This is a genomic window from Roseibacillus persicicus (assembly GCF_014651675.1).
GTDB lineage: Bacteria > Verrucomicrobiota > Verrucomicrobiia > Verrucomicrobiales > Akkermansiaceae > Roseibacillus > Roseibacillus persicicus.
In genome coordinates this window covers 239475-256923 of sequence record NZ_BMXI01000005.1, presented here as the reverse complement: position 1 = coordinate 256923, position 17449 = coordinate 239475, and the positions used below count along the sequence as shown (strand labels likewise).

General features: G+C 55.4%; 13 protein-coding genes. 7 read left to right on the top strand and 6 right to left on the bottom strand.

Annotation, left to right across the window (positions count from 1 at the left end):
• Positions 1-124: 124 nt before the first annotated feature.
• From IE099_RS07885 to IE099_RS07875, 3 genes are all read left to right on the top strand, one after another.
• Entirely contained in the window at positions 125-3238 is a 3114-nt protein-coding gene (locus IE099_RS07885; protein WP_189569317.1) for a PVC-type heme-binding CxxCH protein, read from the top strand.
• 29 nt (positions 3239-3267) lie between these two features.
• Positions 3268-3900: a 3-keto-disaccharide hydrolase gene (locus IE099_RS07880; protein WP_189569314.1), complete on the top strand. Its 633-nt coding sequence runs from the start codon at positions 3268-3270 to the stop codon at positions 3898-3900.
• 63 nt (positions 3901-3963) lie between these two features.
• Positions 3964-4704, top strand: coding sequence for a basic secretory protein-like protein (locus IE099_RS07875; RefSeq protein WP_189569311.1), 741 nt, complete (start codon positions 3964-3966; stop codon positions 4702-4704).
• A gap of 29 nt (positions 4705-4733) precedes the next feature.
• On the opposite strand, the gene IE099_RS07870 is transcribed toward IE099_RS07875, so the two are convergent.
• From IE099_RS07870 to IE099_RS07845, 6 genes are all read right to left on the bottom strand, one after another.
• Complete coding sequence (locus IE099_RS07870; protein ID WP_189569308.1) at positions 4734-5942, bottom strand: Tm-1-like ATP-binding domain-containing protein; 1209 nt, start codon at positions 5940-5942, stop codon at positions 4734-4736.
• Entirely contained in the window at positions 5939-6358 is a 420-nt protein-coding gene (locus tag IE099_RS07865) for a cupin domain-containing protein (RefSeq protein WP_189569306.1), read from the bottom strand. The genes IE099_RS07870 and IE099_RS07865 overlap by 4 nt, the downstream gene beginning before the upstream one ends.
• A 47-nt stretch (positions 6359-6405) precedes the next feature.
• Positions 6406-7266: a phosphoenolpyruvate hydrolase family protein gene (locus tag IE099_RS07860; protein ID WP_189569303.1), complete on the bottom strand. Its 861-nt coding sequence runs from the start codon at positions 7264-7266 to the stop codon at positions 6406-6408.
• A 237-nt stretch (positions 7267-7503) separates the two neighbouring features.
• Positions 7504-11202: a LamG-like jellyroll fold domain-containing protein gene (locus IE099_RS07855; protein ID WP_189569300.1), complete on the bottom strand. Its 3699-nt coding sequence runs from the start codon at positions 11200-11202 to the stop codon at positions 7504-7506.
• 444 nt (positions 11203-11646) lie between these two features.
• A complete protein-coding gene (locus IE099_RS07850) occupies positions 11647-13980 on the bottom strand; it encodes a glycoside hydrolase family 2 protein (protein WP_189569297.1) in 2334 nt (777 codons plus the stop codon).
• A gap of 218 nt (positions 13981-14198) precedes the next feature.
• Entirely contained in the window at positions 14199-15071 is an 873-nt protein-coding gene (locus IE099_RS07845; protein ID WP_189569294.1) for a LysR family transcriptional regulator, read from the bottom strand.
• Positions 15072-15181: 110 nt separating this feature from the next.
• On the opposite strand from IE099_RS07845, the gene IE099_RS07840 reads away from it, so the two are divergent.
• Genes IE099_RS07840 through IE099_RS07825 form a run of 4 tightly spaced genes read left to right on the top strand, consistent with a single transcriptional unit; the run spans position 15182 to position 17438 of the window.
• Positions 15182-15892, top strand: a complete 711-nt coding sequence (locus tag IE099_RS07840; protein WP_189569293.1) for a pirin family protein — start codon at positions 15182-15184, stop codon at positions 15890-15892.
• Positions 15893-15910: 18 nt separating this feature from the next.
• Positions 15911-16300: a hypothetical protein gene (locus IE099_RS07835; protein ID WP_189569290.1), complete on the top strand. Its 390-nt coding sequence runs from the start codon at positions 15911-15913 to the stop codon at positions 16298-16300.
• 24 nt (positions 16301-16324) lie between these two features.
• The gene (locus IE099_RS07830) at positions 16325-16942 is read left to right on the top strand and encodes a YceI family protein (RefSeq protein WP_189569287.1); all 618 of its coding nucleotides are present in this window, start codon (positions 16325-16327) and stop codon (positions 16940-16942) included.
• 52 nt (positions 16943-16994) lie between these two features.
• Positions 16995-17438 (top strand): hypothetical protein, encoded by a 444-nt coding sequence (locus IE099_RS07825; protein ID WP_189569284.1) that lies wholly within the window; start codon positions 16995-16997, stop codon positions 17436-17438.
• Positions 17439-17449 lie beyond the last annotated feature (11 nt).

The window sequence follows — 17449 nt, the reverse complement described above, 5'->3', positions numbered from 1 at the left end:
TTTCCCTGCTCATCCGATTTCAAAGATCGTGGGAGATGGCAATTACCCTGATTTTCTCCCCCCCATTCGTGTTGTTCGCATTCACGAAACAACCCCCTAACTTCGACGTTTAGAATACCATCCAATGAGCCGCACTCTCTTAAGCCTTCTGTCTTTCTTCCTGCTAGCGAGTCTAGCCTCTTCGCAAACCTCTGACCCCAAGCGCTTGGAGGTTCTCTTTCTAGGAGACAATCGAGGACACAATCCCATCGAACGGTTCCGCGTGCTCAAGCAAGCCCTCGCTCCGAAAGGCTACAACCTCACCTACATGGAAGATCTCGCAGACCTCACCCGCGAGCGTCTCGATCTCCATGACGCCCTCATCGTATATGCAAATCACGAGAGTGATACTTTACCTGAAACCGTCATTCCTTGGGTCAAGGATGGAGGCGGGCTCGTTGCGCTCCATAGCGCCTGCGGTTGCTTTCACCCGTCTCCGGACTGGTTCGCCCTCGTGGGTGGCCGCTTCAAAAGCCATGAAGGCCACGTGTTCAGCCCGCGCACGACCAATCCCAATCATCCAATCACCCAAGAGCTCCCGAAACTCACCGCATGGGATGAAACCTATGTGCACCAGAGCTTGGGTAGTGACTTGAACATTCTCCAAAAACGCGATCCAATCAACCAGGGTGAAACCGCTCCCGAACCTTGGACGTGGACCCGCTCCGAAGGTGAAGGCCGGGTTTTCTACACCGCCTCCGGCCACGACCTGAGGGTGTGGACACAACAGGCCTACCAAGAACTGGTAGAACGCGGCATCCTATGGGCAGTGGGGGAAGGGCGAGCGGCAGAGTTCTCGACCCTCAAACTACCCGCTCTGGAAATCGAGGTGCCGGAAGTTCCCGGCCGGGCGCACCCCGAAATCCCGATGATGCCTCTACAAAAGCCACTCTCCCCCGCCGACAGCGCCAAACATGCGCAGGTTCCAGCCGGCACCGAACTCGTGCTTTTTGCCTCCGAACCCATGGTCATCAATCCGATCGCTATCGACTGGGATCATCGGGGACGCGCCTGGGTGGTCGAAAGCTTCGGATACCCCAACGATGTCCCTCTTGAGCCAGGAAGCGGAAAAGATCGCATCAAGATTCTGGAAGACAGCAATGGCGATGGCAGGGCCGACAAAGTGACAGTCTTTGCCGATGGACTCCGGCACTGCACGACTTCCGTTTTTCATCAAGGAGGGGTCGTCGTCACTGATGGTGAGGACATCATATTCCTCAAGGATGAGGACGGAGACGATCAAGCCGATACACGCAAAGTGCTCGCCGGCGGATTGAGGATCTGGGACACCCACGCCTCGACCTCCCACTTTCTCTACGGGATGGACAACTGGATCTACGCCACCGTCGGATACAGCGGAGTTGATATCACCTTGAATGGGAGAAGGCATGAGTTCGGCCCCGGCGTCTTTCGGTTCAGGCAAGACCTCAGCGAGCTCGAGCACCTTCAGCGAACCACTAACAACACCTGGGGGCTCGGCTTCACCAACGATGGGGAGGTCGTTGGCTCCACCGCGAACAACAATCCTTCCTGGATACTTTCCATTCCAGAAAGAGCCTTCACCAAGAGCGGCCTCGAGCAACCGCGCACCCCCCGCCTTGATGACAAGCCACCATTCTACCCCAACACCCGCGACATCACTCAGGTCGACCAACTTGACCGCTACACCGCTGCGGCAGGCCACATGCTCTACAATGACCGCTTTTTCAAAGGAATCATCGCCGACGACTCGGCCTTCATCTGCGCGCCGACTGGACACCTCGTGGCCATGGGACCCATCCGGAACCGGGGTTCCCTCAAGAGCATCAACCTAAGAGCACAGAACCTCTACGCCAGCGCCGACGCATGGTCGGCTCCCGTCGCTGCGCGATCCGGTCCGGACGGCGCAATCTGGATTGCCGATTGGTACAATCCCATCGTGCAGCACAACGTGGTGTTCCGCTATTGGAATCCCGCCCGCGACTACGACCATCCCCACAGCCCTTATCACGTCGGCGACCAGAAACCTGGCAAAGGAAACGCCTACGTCACCCCCCTGCGCGATCGAAGCCATGGACGCATCTGGCGAATCGTCCCGCGCTCGGAGAATTTGCGCAAAGAGGTCCAGCTCGACCCCACCAATGTCGCCTCGTTAGTCGAAGCCCTCAACTCGCCGTCACAGCACATCCGGCTTCAGGCCCAACGGCTTCTTGTGGAGAAGAACGCGTTCGATCAAGAGGCAGCTCTTCTCAAGCTCATTACTTCGTCGGAGAACACAGCCGGCTCCGATCAGCCTCTGGGGGCCTACCACGCAATTGGCACCCTACAAGGCCTGGGTCTAACAGAAGCCCTTGCCAAAGGACTCGACAGCCCCAGTTCTGCGATTCGCTTGCAAGCAGCCCGCGCCCTCGATCCGAGTCATCCCGAGCTGGTCGCGCGCCTCCCTATTCTTTTGGAAAAAGCTAAGTCTCTGAGCGAACTCCGCCACCTTCTAACAATTGCGGCCCAGGCCCCCGCCAATGAGCCTCTAGCGCGCGCAATCTGGCAAAAGGTGAAGGGAGAATTTGCCTCCGACAAAACCCTCCGCCAAGCAGCCGTCCTTGCCATGCGTAAGCAGGGCTCCACCCTTCTAACAATCGCCTTTGCTTCGGAAGCCTCTTCTCAGCCTTGGCTTAGCAAAGAGCTGGAGGCCATCACAGCCCGAATTGCAGCCAGCCCGAACAGGCCCGTTTTAGTCTCACTACTACGGGACTCCTCCCCCGCTATCAAGGAACGCTATGAGGCGATTCTAAACAATAATCCAACCGGAACAAAGTCTCTGGCAGAGCTTCCCAAGGCCCTTGTCCCAGGGAGGGAAGCCTATCTCAAGAGTTGCATCGAATGCCACCAAGCCGATGGCAAAGGCGTCGCCGACACCTTTCCTCCCCTCTTGAATTCTTCATGGGTCCGGAGCAATCCAGACACCCTGTTGCGCATCATGCTGGGTGGTCTCATGGGACCCGTCGAGGTCGCTGGAGTCCAGTACAACAGTGCCATGCCCGGACACAGCCATGCCTCCGACGAGGAACTGGCCTCGGTGGCCAGCTACGTTCGCTTTGCCTTCGGAGGCCTCAAGGAACAGCCCATTAGCCCTGAGCAAGTGAAAGCGCTTCGACCGGAAACCGAAGCTCGTAAATTCAATCCTTGGACAGTCTCCGAATTGAAAAATGCAGCCAAGTAATCTTCGAAAAACTCAACTCAATTGAAATCATGACCACCCCAAAGCTACTAACCAAAGCAGCCGCCATCTGCCTCGCAGCCAATATCTTGCATGCCGCCGATCCCGAAGAGGGCTTCGCGTCCCTCATGGACGGGAAGACCTTTGAAGGTTGGAAAAAGACAGCGGAAAACCCCGACACCTGGAAGATCGAAGACGGTGCCTTTGTCGCCGCTGGACCGAGGGCTCACCTCTTCTACGAAGGCGACGGTGAACCTTTTAGAAACTTTCACCTCAAGGTCGAAGTGATGACCAAGGAAGGTTCCAACGGGGGAATCTATTTTCATACCCAGTATCAAGAATCCGACTGGCCCCGTGCCGGGTTTGAGAACCAAGTCAACGTCAGTCATGGTGACTGGAAAAAGACCGGCAGCCTCTACGACGTGGTCAATATCGCCCGCCCTTCCACGGAAGACAACAAATGGTGGCTTCAGGAGATCATCGTAGTCAATAATTCGGTCACCATCAAAATCGATGGTAAAGTCATCTTGCAATACATCGAACCCAAAGGGGCGGAAGCAAGCAGCCCCTTCACCCGCAAGCTTTCGGAAGGCACCTTCGCCCTGCAAGCCCACGACCCCGGCAGCACAATCTACTACCGCAACATTCGGGTCAAACGGCTCTAGTCTCACTGGAACATCTTTCCTCCGGGGGTGGCTTGAAGTCACCCCCTCTCGATTTAAAAACACATGAATTCGCTCCAATTTCTCGCCACCTGCCTCCTCCTCCTTTGCTCTGCGGCCACTCTCTTTGCAGACGAGCAAAAGGACGTCACCGTCATCATTCCCGATGATGAAAAATACCGCTACGTAGTCGACTCCCGACAAGCACCCGAACTCACCTCTTGGGTGCGTCAGGAGCTGAAACCCGTCATCATCGAATGGTATCCCAAAATGGTCGATTTGATGCCTAGCAAGGGATACACCGCTCCCACCGAGGTCTTCCTCGAGTTCAAGCCAGACCTCGGAGGACCACCCGCCTACGCGATGGGAAATCGAATCTCAATGAGCATCCCTTTTTTCAAAGCCCAACTAGAAGGCGAAGCCAAGGGGTGCGTGATTCATGAACTCGTCCACGTCATCCAGAACTTTGGTCTCGCCCGGCGCAATCCGGAAGCCAAACCGACCCCAGGCTGGATTACCGAGGGACTCGCCGACTACGTGCGCTGGTTCATCTACGAACCAGAAAAGAAAGGCGCACTCATTACCGAAAGAAATATCGATTCAGCCCGCCACGATGCCAGCTATCGGGTCTCGGCCAACTTCATCGACTGGGTCACCCGGGAACATGATGAGAACCTGCTCGAAAAATTAAATGCCAGCGCGCGCGAGGGCCGCTATCAGGTCCAATTGTGGGAACATTGGACCGGCAAGTCTCTGAAAGAGCTCGCCGATCTCTGGCGCCAAGCCAAGCGCGATAACCTTCAGTAGCGTAGCGTCCAATGGCGGAAGGGGCGGGCTCAGGCCTTCCCCATATTCTCTAGCAGCGCCTCCACACAAGATGCCGCGAATACCGGATCATTGATCTCAAGGTCCAGCTCCTTCACCACGATATCGGCCCGTAGATTCTCCCGCAAAGCCTTGAAAAGGGCCTGGTCTGCGGCAGGATCGTGGAAAGGCTGACCTTTGGCACCAATGACGCTGATGGCACGGGTCGGAAGAAGAACCGTGACTGGGCCAGTCGACTCATTGAGCCGAGCAGCAATACGCTGCCCGATCACCACTCCCTCCTCAGGACTGGTGCGCACGAGCGTCGCGTTCGGATTGTGCTCATAGAGCAAGCGGCCTTTCATTCGCGAAGGAAGACTCTCCAAGGATGCGAAGTTTGCCATATCAAGGCAACCTGGCGAAATGATGGCAGGAACTCCCAAACGAGCCGCTGCACCCAACCGGTCGGGTCCAGCACTCAACATCCCACCCAGGACCTCGTCCGCCCACTCGGTGGTCGTGATATCGAGGACCCCGGCGACCAAGCCCGATTCAATGATAGACTCCATCGAACGGCCTCCCGCGCCAGTCGCGTGAAAGACCAGAACCTCAAATCCTCGCTCCTCCAGAATGCGACGGGCTTCATCCACACAGGCAGTTGTGTTCCCGAATTGGCTGGCCACAATGATCGGCCTGCCTTCTCCCTCTTCAATATCGGCTTCCACCATTCCGCAGACGGCTCCTGCGGCCTGCGTGAACACTTTACGGGAAATTCGATTCAGGCCCGCCACATCCACGACACTGGGAATCATCACAATGTCCTTCGTGCCCACATAGGGTTCCACATTGCCAGCCGCCAGAGTCGAAACCATCACCTTGGGAAAGCCAATGGGCAGAGCCCTCATCGCGCCGGTGGCAATACTCGTCCCCCCTCCTCCGCCCAAGGAAATCACCCCGCTAATGCGACCGGATTTTAGCAGATCGAGCAGAAGGTGAGGAGCACTCCTCGACATCGCGGCGACCGAAGCTCCCCGGTCATTCTTTGCAGAAAGCTCCGTCAAGTCGACCCCTCCTGCTGCGGCCACCTCATCCCGGGTGATGTCGGGCGCAATCTGGGGCTCACCCAGACTGCCCACATCAATGAGGAGGGCGTCATGGCCTCGCTTGCGAATACACTCCGCCACATAGGCGTGCTCCTCCCCTTTTGTATCCAGGGTTCCCAGAACCGCTATTGTGCTCATGCCTGGTCCCGGATTGAGCACCAAGGCTCCTCTGCTCCAACCTCAATGGTCATCTCACCCTCGTAGTCAACCCGGTCAGGAACTAACACCGCGATGAACTCTAACAAATCGTCTCCACAATTGAAGGTGGCATGAATTTCTCCCTTGGGCAGATGAAGCGCGTCACCCGGTCCCAGGAGATACTTTTCCTCACCCACCCACTGCTCTGCCGAACCAGCCAATATATGCAAAACCTCTTCCATCGGATGATAGTGGAAGTCGTGCCCTTCGCCCGGCGGAAGGGTCACCCGCACGTAATTAAGCCGCTCCGTATCGGTCATCCCGGGCTTGGAATACCAGTAGTGCTTCTTGCTGCCTACCTCTTCCAATTGCGCCTCGGAAGCCCTCACGACTTTCGTTTCTTTCTGCTTAGCCATCAGGTGTTTCTCAGGCAACATTTTCCATTTGATCAAAGCCGATAGCCTTACTTGGTCGGAATCGATTTGAACTTGCGGGTCAGACTCGTGAGAGATTCCTCGACCCCCATCCGCTCCAAGCTGGAAGCTCCCACGAAGCCTTGGGCGTCAGTCAGCTGATTGATGTGAGTTGCATCGTCGGGTGTATTGATGGGACCACCATGGGAAAGAAGAAAGACATCCTTGTTCACAGCCCGCGCCCCTTCGAAGATCGACTGGCATCTTGCCGCCGCATCTTCCATGGAGCAAACCGCTCCGGTGACCCCGATGGAGCCCCCGACCGTGGTGCCCACGTGGGCAATGATGGCATCAGCCCCCACCTTGGCCATCGCGGCAGCCTCCTCTGCAGTTGCAACATAGACTACGCTGAAGAGATCCATCTTGGCAGCCAGCGCGACCATCTCCACTTCCTTGTCAAAGCTCATTCCCGTTTCTTCCAACACTCCCCGGAAGTGCCCGTCGATGATGCAATGGGTCGGAAAGTTATTCACCCCCGAGAATCCCATCGCTTTCACCTTCTGCAGCCAATGCCACATGCGACGACGGGGATCGGTGGCGTGAACTCCGCAGATTACCGGAATCTCTTCCACCACCGGTAAAACCTCATATTCACCAATCTCCATTGCCACCGCATTGGCATCGCCATAAGCCATCAAACCGGCGGTAGAACCATGCCCCGCCATGCGAAAGCGCCCCGAGTTGTAGACGATGAGCAAGTCCGCCCCTCCTTTTTCGATGAACTTTGCGCTAATCCCGGTTCCTGCCCCCGCGGCGATAATCGCTTCGTTGCGGTCGATTGTGGCTTTCAGGCGGGCTCTAACTTCGTCTCTGGTATAGGGATTTCCTTTTCCGGTCCAAGGGTTGGGCATGTGATTGAGTTGTTTACAGGGTTTTATTGAGAACCTTTGCGGTCCCAAGGTGAGGAGGAGGATAGAAGCCGAGGATTTCAAACGCCAACACCCCAAATGGGGGTGAAAAATTCCTGATTTTGGTAGAAAGACCAAATACCAGCCCTCCCGAAAGCGAACAGATCCCTGGACACAAGAAGGCCGGGTGACACGCCTGCGGAAGCGCCACCCGGCCAACTTTATTCTCTAACAGTCTTTCTAGTTTTGCTCCGGCACGGTTCCTTCCACCAAGCGGAAGAAGAGTTTGCTCGCGCCTCCCGTGGAAACGACCGGGGCTTCGTCCGTGGTGTCGCCGGCTACAAACTCGCTGCCAGTCACCGGGGCGAAGGAGTTAGCCGATAGACCGGCCGAGGTCGCCGATTCCACATGATAGCTCGCTCCAACCTCCAGATTGGATCCTGTGAGGGTGACATCCGTGCCTTCAAGCAGAATCCGGGAGATCGACAGTGGCGCAGACTTGCTCACATACAGGGAATGCAGGGCTAGCACATCTGCCTCCGAAGTGACATCCGTATTCAGAATCACTTCGGAGATACGACCCGTATAGTAGCTCCCTCCTCCGAAGTTGGCTCCGAAGTTGATGCCTCCGGTCACGGCTGGGCTATGGAAGGCGTGCGCGGTATTCTCTTCAACAAGAACGCAATCCACGTAGAACCGCTGGGTTGCTGTCGTTGCATCCCAGACTCCGGTCATGATGTGAACCTGATTGTCATTGAGAGCCCCGCCCGCCACGTAGTCCAAGGTCGTACTATCATTGGTGCCGATTGCCGCGAGATGATCCGCGCCCAAGCTCAACGACCAGTCACCGACTGCCCCACCTTGCTCAGACCCGACCAACGCCGCATTCCTCCACCACTCTCCTCCGTTGTCAGAGCCTCCTTCGCCAACCGCTCCATTGGCCTGAAAGACCACCGTTGCGGTCCACTTGTTCATCCCGAGCACAGGATTGTTTGCGGCCGTTATCTCGAAGAAGTCATCTCCATCCAACAAGACCCCAGCGGCGTCCTTTTCCGGATCATTGACCCCGACGGCAGGCGCAATCGCAGCCAATCCTTGATTGGTATCCAGCCAAGTAGTCACCACTCCATCATTCAATTCACTGGCCAGCCAGTGATACTCCACATTCGCCAAGTCAGTTCCATCGTCAGGGTTGGAACCATTCTCGAGCTCAAACCGATCTCCCTGACCGTCGAAGTCGGTATCGGCTAGAGTAGGGTCGCTGGGGAAGGTCGGATGATTCACTTCTTCGCCATCCGTGAGGCCGTCGCCATCGGAGTCAGCCAAAAGAGGATCGGAGAAGTAGTCATTCACTTCCGCGCCATCATTCAGTCCGTCCCCGTCTGTATCCACCAGATCAGGCCTTGTTCCATAGCCATACTCATCGTAGTCCTCCAAGTCATCGCCAACCCCTTCGTCATTGTCCAACGATCCATCACTGGTCAACGTGTCCCCATAATATTTGACCTCCCAGGAATCAGGCAAGCCGTCGAAATCAATATCGCTAAAGTCGAATCGGTTGTTAGGGTCGGTGGACGCATTGAACTCCACCAGATTGGTATCACAGTCTTCGTCGGGATCACCCGCCCCGTCCTGTTCGAGATTGCCAAAGTTTTCCTGTTCCCAAACATCGTCCAGACCGTCCGCATCAATATCTGCCGGTGTCGAGGCACTGTCGGTAGGATCCGAATTCAAGACCATCTCGGTGATATTGTTAGAACCGTCAGAATCGTAATCACCCAGTGCACCCTCTTGGGCCGCGTTGGTCGAACCGTCATCCGTCGGACTCAATCCGATCGCAACTTCCCACGCATCCGGCATACAGTCGCCGTCCGCATCAACAGGAGTCGGAGAATCCGGCCCCTGATCGTGCAACACTTCACGAACCACTTCACAGGGCGAACCTTTGTAGATGCGAACTTCATTGTAGCGCGCACTCGCGGTTGCATCCCCGAACTGGGACCTGCCCAACATGTTGACCGCGTCATTGAGGTCAACCAAATCAAGAGGGCTAACCGATGAGCCCTTCGGCAACCCCAAATCGGCATCTCCGGAAGAGAGGGCACTGTAGGTGTTCAGCACCGAATCCCGGAGTTCTCCTCCGCCAGCGAGACGGTCAAGCGTTACCAACATGTGATGTTCCGAACCCAGAGGATAAACTCCTCCAGCCTCATTCAAATCAATCAACGCAGACGCTCCAGCTACCTTGAACTCCGTGCGAGCCGTGTTCAAATCGCTATTCCGAACCCAGGAAGAAAGCAAATAGTCCTGTGTTCCTGAGCCGAAATCAAAAATACGCGACCAACCCCGGACCTCCGTCTGAGTCGCCCACAGTTCTACCGAAATCGCAGTATCACGACCTCCGATCAAATTGTTCCCGAGAAGCACGTAGGAAGACTCCTCCTTATTGCCACCCGCGAGGGTGACTTCTCCAACATTGCTGGTCAGGTCACCAGCTCCTCCGGTAGTAGGATTGCCGTCCGGATCCAGGATCGTTGCATCCGAGGACCCGACCAAATCGGTAAGACTCCCGTTGAAGTCCCACCGGTGCAATAGTGGTGTTTTCGCTGGTGACCATGTGCCGTCATTGGGGTCTGTGAAGAGGTCTTGCTCTTGGGCATTGGTGAAAAAGTCGCCGTCCGTATCCGCGTTGGCAGTCTGACTCAAATCGCCGAAGAATCTCAATTCCCATCCGTCATTCAGACCATCGGAGTCAGTGTCAGCAAAGGAAGCCCCATCGAGTGGATCGGTAAAATTGGTTTCCTCCATCTCATTGTTATTAAAGTCACGGTCCGGGTCATCCGTGGCAGAAAATCCGAGTCCTCCAAAGAAGTCGTTCTCCCAACTGTCATCCAGCCCATCGGCATCAGAGTCATTCGGATTGGAAAGTGGGTTGTTGGGATCGGTTCTCGCGGTGTATTCGGCCAAGTTGTCCGCAGAGTCTCCGTCCGGATTGCCAGCAGGACCATTGGCGGAGATGGTGCTGCCATCATCGGCATCATCCAGCCCGTGCTCCTCTTCCCACCAACGGGGAAGGCCATCGGAATCCCCATCAATATGGGATACGGAATCTGGCCCGAGATCGTGATAGGATTCCAGCTCGCTCAAGGGAACCGCACGCTCGAATACGCGGACCTCATCATAGCTCGCATTGGCAACCTGATCATCCCATTGGGCACGCCCCAGCCAACAATACGAATCATCCAAACTTAAAAGATCAAGACCGGTGGTGAATGAACCGTCGTTACTCCCCGTGGTCACAAGATCCCCGCTGCTGCTGTCTTCCGTATACCAGGTGAAGCGAGTTGTCCCCCCCGCACCCGCACCCGGCTCCACTACAATCACGATGTGAAACTGTGTTCCCAAAGTGAAAGGACCGCCGTAGGGATTGACCGGATCGGGGGAGCTCGCTCCATTGCTTTCGTGAATCTCCAGGCGGTTCTCATTGAGATTGGTTCCCCTGGTCCAGGAGAACATCAGATAGTCCGTTCCCGCCCCGCTGCCGGATTCATTACCTCCGCCAAAGTCAAAGATCCGTGACCACGCTCTCGCCTCGTGGTGAGTCGCCCAGATCTCGATCGTTCTAGCCTCGGTGGTTCCCCCCACGAGATAACTTCCCAAGTCAATGTAGGATGCATTGGGCTTATTTCCTCCCCAAAGGCGGACCTCTCCCGCGTTGGTGACGAAGTCCACCGCTCCCCCTCCGTTGACTTGGGTGTCGGCCACGAGGTCGGGGTCGACGATGATGGCATCGGGACCAACGGCCGTTCCGCTATTGGCCAGATCACCATTGAAAGACCACCTGTGCTCGGGGTCTTGGGCCATGAGGCCACTGGAAGTCGAAAACAGGATCGCTGCCGTCAGACCTCTGGTTGTCGTAGTTGAGTATGGGATTTTCATTTCTAGTTTTTAGGTAGTTGAACCTCATTCAAGCAGCACCACGACGAGTCGAGCACAGAAGCCAACGCCTCTTGTGCCGGATCATCATGAACATGCTTGCCGTAGCTTGAACTTGATCAAAACCACTGGCCCAAATTTGGAACCAGTAGTCGTATTCCATCTTCCCTTAATGGGATCGGAGGAACACCCCCCCAACAGGGGCGTTCAGCGCTTCACACCTCGGTGAGAAATAACAATCAGTTTCACCTAATAAACAGAAGAGCGTCACTGTTCGATTTTCTCTCTTCGGCTGACTTCCAAAAGCTCATTCGTTGTATGCCGAAGTAGACAATTTTTGAAGGCCGACTGACTTACGAAGAGCAGTCTGATCCTCGTAGCGAAAACGTGGTCAATAAAAACGCCGGCCAGGTCTCCCCAGCCGGCGCATTCGTTTAAGAGATCGGTTTACTGGGCTATCTCATCGACCAACCCCACATCGATATACTGCCCGCCATAGGTCTGCCGGCAGTGCACTGCGAGAACATTCTCTCCGACCTTCAAGGCCGACTCATCCAGCAAAGGAATATCGAGGTAGCCAGTCGCGTAGCCCGCCACCTTTCCAACCAAAATACCATTGAGGTAGATTTCCGCGTCTTCGTCATGGAAGAGCCTCAGCAATACTTTCCCTTTAGGTTCAGAGGCTAGTTCAAACTTTCTTCGCAGCCAAATCTCAGTATCATCCCATTTGGTCCGCACATGGGTCATTGGTGTCTCGCGGGTGCCGAAGCCGCCCTCTCCCACTTTCCAATCCGAATCATCAAAGTCCGCTAACTCCCAACCTTCGCTCGGAGCGTCAGTGCGATAGTGCCAGGACTGCGCTTCCTCCTGCGAGGTCGGAGTCAGCACCTCGACTTTGACGATATCGGGAGTGCTGAGCAAACGATCAGATTGCTCCTTCAACCAGGCCGAGTCCACTTTGGGCAGGCGGTCGTAGGTGAGGAGGCCGTTGATTTCGACCTCCACGTCGGAAGTCTGCGTATAGACTCCCGCCGACACTCCGCGCTTGCGCAGATAGATCAGCTTGGAGATGGAGTCCTCATATCTCTTCTTCCATTCGTCCAAGTCCTTCGGCAGCCCGCCATAGCCCCAATTGCGGCTGTCTTTTTTCCAAAGATGTCCCTCAACAGGCCAGCCGTGCCCACCGAACTCACCCACAACTTTGACAAAGTCGTTAAAACTACTGTCGCCCAGAGGAAAAGCGGGATCCGGATAGGCATGTTCATCCGCGATATCCCCGATCTCCCAAAAGTTTCCTCCACTCGCAATGTTAATGGCCCGGGTAGAGTCATAGGCCACAGCCATCTCCCCCACTTCCAATGTCTGGTGTTGCCCCCAGGCTTCATTGAAAGGCACCCAGACCGCGATACATGGATGGTCCCGAAGGTGGTCCACCATGCGCTTGTATTCCGTCACGAATTGCTCATGGGCATCTGACGGCCAGTTTCCTTCCTCGGGATTGGGTGCCAGGCGGCTCCAACGCGGATTCGAGCCCTGGGGTTCAGTCTGCGGACCATAGCCCTGGCTCACATGGTCCTGCCACATTAACATTCCCACTTGGTCACAATAGGCGTAGTAGCGGCGTGGCTCGACCTTGATGTGCTTGCGAATCATATTGAACCCTGCCGCCTTCAAATAATCGATATCCGATCTCATCGCGGCATCGGAGGGAGGAGTCAACAAGCCATCCGGCCACCAACCCTGGTCCAATGGTCCCCAATGGAAGATGGGCTTTTCATTGAGGGTGAAGCGCAAGTTGCCAGCCGAATCACGCTTTTTGCCAAACTGCCGCAGAGCGGCATAGGACGCCACCTCATCGAGCAGTTGTCCTCCTTCTCCCAAAAGTTCAACTTTCAACTGATAGAGATTTGGCTCCTCCGGCGACCACAGCCGGGCATCGGGTAGAGTCAGGGTAACTTGATCCACTCCAGTCTCGCTTCGCACTTCTTCTCCATCGAACAAGGCGGTGACTCTAATCTTTTCATTAGGGTGCTCTGGTCCGGTGAGCTTGGCCGAAACAGTCAGGGTGCCTGCAAAAATGTCGCAGGTGTAGTCCAGATCCCGAATATATCGCAGGGGCACTTCCTCCAACCAAACTGTCTGCCAAATGCCGCTGACCCGGGTGTACCAGATCCCTCCCGGGGCCAACTTTTGCTTACCATGAAGTTGAAAACCTTCGGTGGCGTCAAAAACCCGCACAAGAATATCATTCTCACCCTTCTTCAACGCCATACTGATGTCGAAAGAAAAAGGAGTATGGCCACCAGTGTGACTTCCCACCTCGACTCCATTGACCCAGACAGTGGCCTGATAGTCAACGGCCTCGAAATGCAGAATCGTGCGCTCCTTTCCCTTCGACTCGAAAGACCGGCGATACCAGAGAGCTTGCTCCGGTTCCAACAGACGACCGACCCCGGAGAGCTTGGCTTCGGGAGCGAAGGGCACAAGGATCTCGCCATCCCATTGCTGCGGTTGGCTGACATCCCGCCCGGTGATGGCATACGACCAAAGCCCGTTGAGATTGCTCCAACCTTCGCGCTTCATCTGCGGACGTGGATACTCCTGCCACACCTCCTCCGGCTGGAGATCTCGCCCCCATTCGGTTAAGAGGGTTTCATCCACGGGCTTCCAGTCGGCCAACACAGAGGCACTGGAGATTCCTAGGGCTGCAAGAAGAGAGAACAGATTGCGTCCCCATCTGACAGCAGATTGGGGAGCAGCAAGAGAGTTTGCGTGATTCATACAAGTTTTAAAGAAAGGGGGCAGGGTCTACGAAGCAGAACAACGATTTTACAAACCGACCATGCCTCGAAAAAGAGCATGGGGCAATCTCCCTCTGATTTCCAATACCCCAAATGGGGGCTAAAGATGAAAAATTTATTCATCAATTCGAATCCAAGTGACTATTTTCTAACGAATGAAAGGAGGTAAACCCTGAACCAGGGAATCACCTCGCGAAGCTACCCCACCGCCACGCGCTTCAACTCGTTCACAAACACTTCCTCCCACCCTTCCAGCTTTCGTTTCGCCAGCCACCCCACCGCCACACAAATTGGCTCTGGCTCCGGATCGAGTTTGAGTACTTTCACTTGCTTGGGTAACACCGAGCCCACTGCTACGAAGGCCAACCCCATCCCGGCATTGAGCCCCATGCTCAGGCTCGAAATTCCATCGAACTCGCCAGCAACCTTGGCGTTGACCGAATGCTCGGCAAAGAACTCGGTGACCTTTCTCCAGTAGTTTGGATAGTCCACCCGGGAGAGCAGCAGCAGGCGCTCTCCGTCAAGGTCCTCAGCCCGAATCTTACGCCTTCTTTCCAAGCGATGCCCTTTTGGCACCGCGACTCGAATCTCCCTCCGCTGCAGGGTCTCCCAATGGAGATCTTGATCCCCAGTAGCCACTTCAACAATCAGATCCAAAGTCCCCGAGCGCACCCCCTGCCACATCTCCTCGGTTGTGGAGTCTTGCAAACGGATAGAGACCGACGGGTGCAACTGGCAAAAGACCGCCATTGCCTTCTCGATGATTCCTCCTGCCAAGCTGGGGGCGAAACCGATTCGCAGCTCGGCACCTTCCACCTCTCGCCGCATCCTCTCCTCCCCTGCTTCCACCGACCGCAGAATACGACGCCCTTCCCTCATGACCACCTCACCGGCCCGGGTCAACGAGATGGCCTTTCCACTGCGGACCAGAAGCTCCCACCCCATCTCCTCCTCGAAGGCCCGCACCTGACGGCTCAGGGCCGGTTGAGTCACGTTGAGGACCCGGGCAGCCTCGGAGATGTTTTCTCTCTCCGCGACTTCCACAAAGTAACGCAACTTTCTCGTATCCATTGATAGGCCTCTACTCTGTTTTTAAGGCAGATTCAACCATGCTTTTAAGTAATACTTAGACCACCCAAGTGGCATTGGCCCATTCTGGCGAAGTGCGCTAACTATTTCCTATGCAAACTGAGGCACGACCCCAAATCACCGTTAGACGGTCCGGGGACCGATTCCACTCCGATTTCGACTGGCTGGATTCCTGGCACACCTTCTCATTCGGCGAACACTACAACCCTGCCCAGATGGGCTTTCGCAGCTTGCGGGTCATCAATGACGACATCATTGCTCCCGGGAAAGGTTTCGGCACCCACCCCCACTCTTCGATGGAGATTTTCACCTACGTCATTTCGGGAAAACTGGAGCACAAGGACTCCATGGGGAACGGCCGGATCATCACGGCTGGGGAGTTCCAATATATGTCGGCCGGCGACGGAGTGGAACATTCGGAGTTCAATCCCTCGGCAAAAGACCCTGTCCATCTCTTGCAAATCTGGCTCACCCCAACCGCACCGGGAGGTCAGCCCCGCTACTCGGACTTTGACACCAAGCCCTTGCGACAAGCGAATGGCCTCGCTCTCCTAGCCTCCCCCTCGGGGAAGGGCTCCTCCTTTGCCATCCGCCAGCATGCTGAAATTTACTTCGGCAATCTGGACCCAGATACCGATATGACCCCGGAAAGCGCCTTCAGCCATCACTATCTTCATCTCATTAAGGGAGAAATAAAAGTCGCGGGCGAGACTCTCACCGAGGGAGACGGAGCCTCTTTTGGCCCCATCCTTCCCATTCACTCATCCGCAGACAGTGAGTTCCTGCTCTTCGCTGTCTCCTAAACTCCAAGATAACATTCTATGAAATACGCATCCCATATCGCTGCTGGCCTCCTCGGACTCGGCTTCATCGTCTTTGGCCTCAACCACTTCCTCAACTTCATTCCCATGGGCGATCCGCCGGCAGAGGGCTCACCTCCCGCCCTCTTTTTTGGCGCAATTTATGCTACTGGATTTCTCTCCTTCGTGAAGATTTTGGAGCTTCTCGGTGGAATTCTTGTTGCGATTCCGAAAACCCGAAACATAGGTCTTCTGATTTTGGGTCCGATCATCGTGAACATTCTTGCTTACAATATCTTCATTGCCGGCGGTGGGGCAGTCTTCGCTCCTCCAGTGGTTCTCTTCTCGGCACTCGCAGCTTTCGTTCTCTGGACCAAGCGCGAGTCTTGGCTCACTCTCATTAAAAACTAACAACTCAATTCAACAAAATAGAATATGAAACTCACAAACACACTTCTGATCCTCCCCTCGTTATCCCTTCTTGTTCTCACATCCTGCAAGAATCCGGCCGACGAGACAGTCGATGCCAAGGTTGGCGAAGCCGCCGAAGTATCGGCTGTCGAGGGGGGCTCGGTTTATGAATTCACCGACAATTCCAGCATCAGCTTCGTTGGCTCGAAGGTGACAGGCAGTCACGAAGGCGGATTTAAGACCTTTGATGGCAACTTCATCCTCAAGGAGGGCGAACCAGTCGCCGGGGAATTCACCATCGATATGAACTCCACTTGGAGCGATGCCGACAAACTCACCGAACACCTCAAGGCACCCGATTTCTTCGACGTTGCGACTTTCCCCGAGTCCGATTTTGAAGTCACCAGCTTCGAGAAAAAGAGCGACTCCTCCTACGAAGTTTCAGGAAATCTGACTCTCCATGGTGTCACCAAGAACATCACCTTTCCCACGACTGTCGATGCCAGCGATGAGCTCATCAAGGTATCTGCGGAATTCGATATCAACCGAAATGACTTCGGCATCAACTATGCCGGCAAGAAGGATGATCTCATTCGTAAAGAAGTGATTATCAAGTTCGATCTCGAAGCCAAGCCTGCCTAAAGCATTCAAAAACCATTCGCAAGTTTCAGGAACAGACCTACCTTGCGCCGCTATGAGTAATCAACTTAACACCTTGGCCAACGAACTCAGCGACGAAGTGGGAGCCTCCTTGGAGACCCTCGAAAGTCGGCTGCGCAAAGTAGAGCGAGAGCTCGATCTGGAATGCCTGAACTTGCGGGATCTGGTGAACTCCAAAGACCCCGAAATCAACCGGCAACTCGACGCGCTGGGAACGAGCATCTCCGACCTCCATGAGAGTCTCTCGGAAGTGCGGGGTCACTTGAGAACGGCAGCAGCCGATGGCCGCCAAATTGCGGAAGCGACCACCGAACTGGAAGAATCCGCCCCCGCGAACTCGCAGAAAAGCAACGGGGTCGAGCTTTCACCCGAGGAGATCGGACGCATTCGCCACGATGAAGAAGTCACTCTCAGCGGAATCTTCCGCGCCCTCTTCATGGCCGATGAGCCCGCGCAGCGCGCAAACAAGAAGAGCTGAGCCGAGAACCT

What these genes read in the sequence shown, in the direction of transcription:
- IE099_RS07885 (WP_189569317.1), top strand. Translation starts at nt 125, where the DNA reads ATGAGCCGCACTCTCTTAAGCCTTCTGTCTTTCTTCCTGCTAGCGAGT.
- IE099_RS07880 (WP_189569314.1), top strand. Translation starts at nt 3,268, where the DNA reads ATGACCACCCCAAAGCTACTAACCAAAGCAGCCGCCATCTGCCTCGCA.
- IE099_RS07875 (WP_189569311.1), top strand. Translation starts at nt 3,964, where the DNA reads ATGAATTCGCTCCAATTTCTCGCCACCTGCCTCCTCCTCCTTTGCTCT.
- IE099_RS07870 (WP_189569308.1), bottom strand. Translation starts at nt 5,942, where the DNA reads ATGAGCACAATAGCGGTTCTGGGAACCCTGGATACAAAAGGGGAGGAG.
- IE099_RS07865 (WP_189569306.1), bottom strand. Translation starts at nt 6,358, where the DNA reads ATGGCTAAGCAGAAAGAAACGAAAGTCGTGAGGGCTTCCGAGGCGCAA.
- IE099_RS07860 (WP_189569303.1), bottom strand. Translation starts at nt 7,266, where the DNA reads ATGCCCAACCCTTGGACCGGAAAAGGAAATCCCTATACCAGAGACGAA.
- IE099_RS07855 (WP_189569300.1), bottom strand. Translation starts at nt 11,202, where the DNA reads ATGAAAATCCCATACTCAACTACGACAACCAGAGGTCTGACGGCAGCG.
- IE099_RS07850 (WP_189569297.1), bottom strand. Translation starts at nt 13,980, where the DNA reads ATGAATCACGCAAACTCTCTTGCTGCTCCCCAATCTGCTGTCAGATGG.
- IE099_RS07845 (WP_189569294.1), bottom strand. Translation starts at nt 15,071, where the DNA reads ATGGATACGAGAAAGTTGCGTTACTTTGTGGAAGTCGCGGAGAGAGAA.
- IE099_RS07840 (WP_189569293.1), top strand. Translation starts at nt 15,182, where the DNA reads ATGCAAACTGAGGCACGACCCCAAATCACCGTTAGACGGTCCGGGGAC.
- IE099_RS07835 (WP_189569290.1), top strand. Translation starts at nt 15,911, where the DNA reads ATGAAATACGCATCCCATATCGCTGCTGGCCTCCTCGGACTCGGCTTC.
- IE099_RS07830 (WP_189569287.1), top strand. Translation starts at nt 16,325, where the DNA reads ATGAAACTCACAAACACACTTCTGATCCTCCCCTCGTTATCCCTTCTT.
- IE099_RS07825 (WP_189569284.1), top strand. Translation starts at nt 16,995, where the DNA reads ATGAGTAATCAACTTAACACCTTGGCCAACGAACTCAGCGACGAAGTG.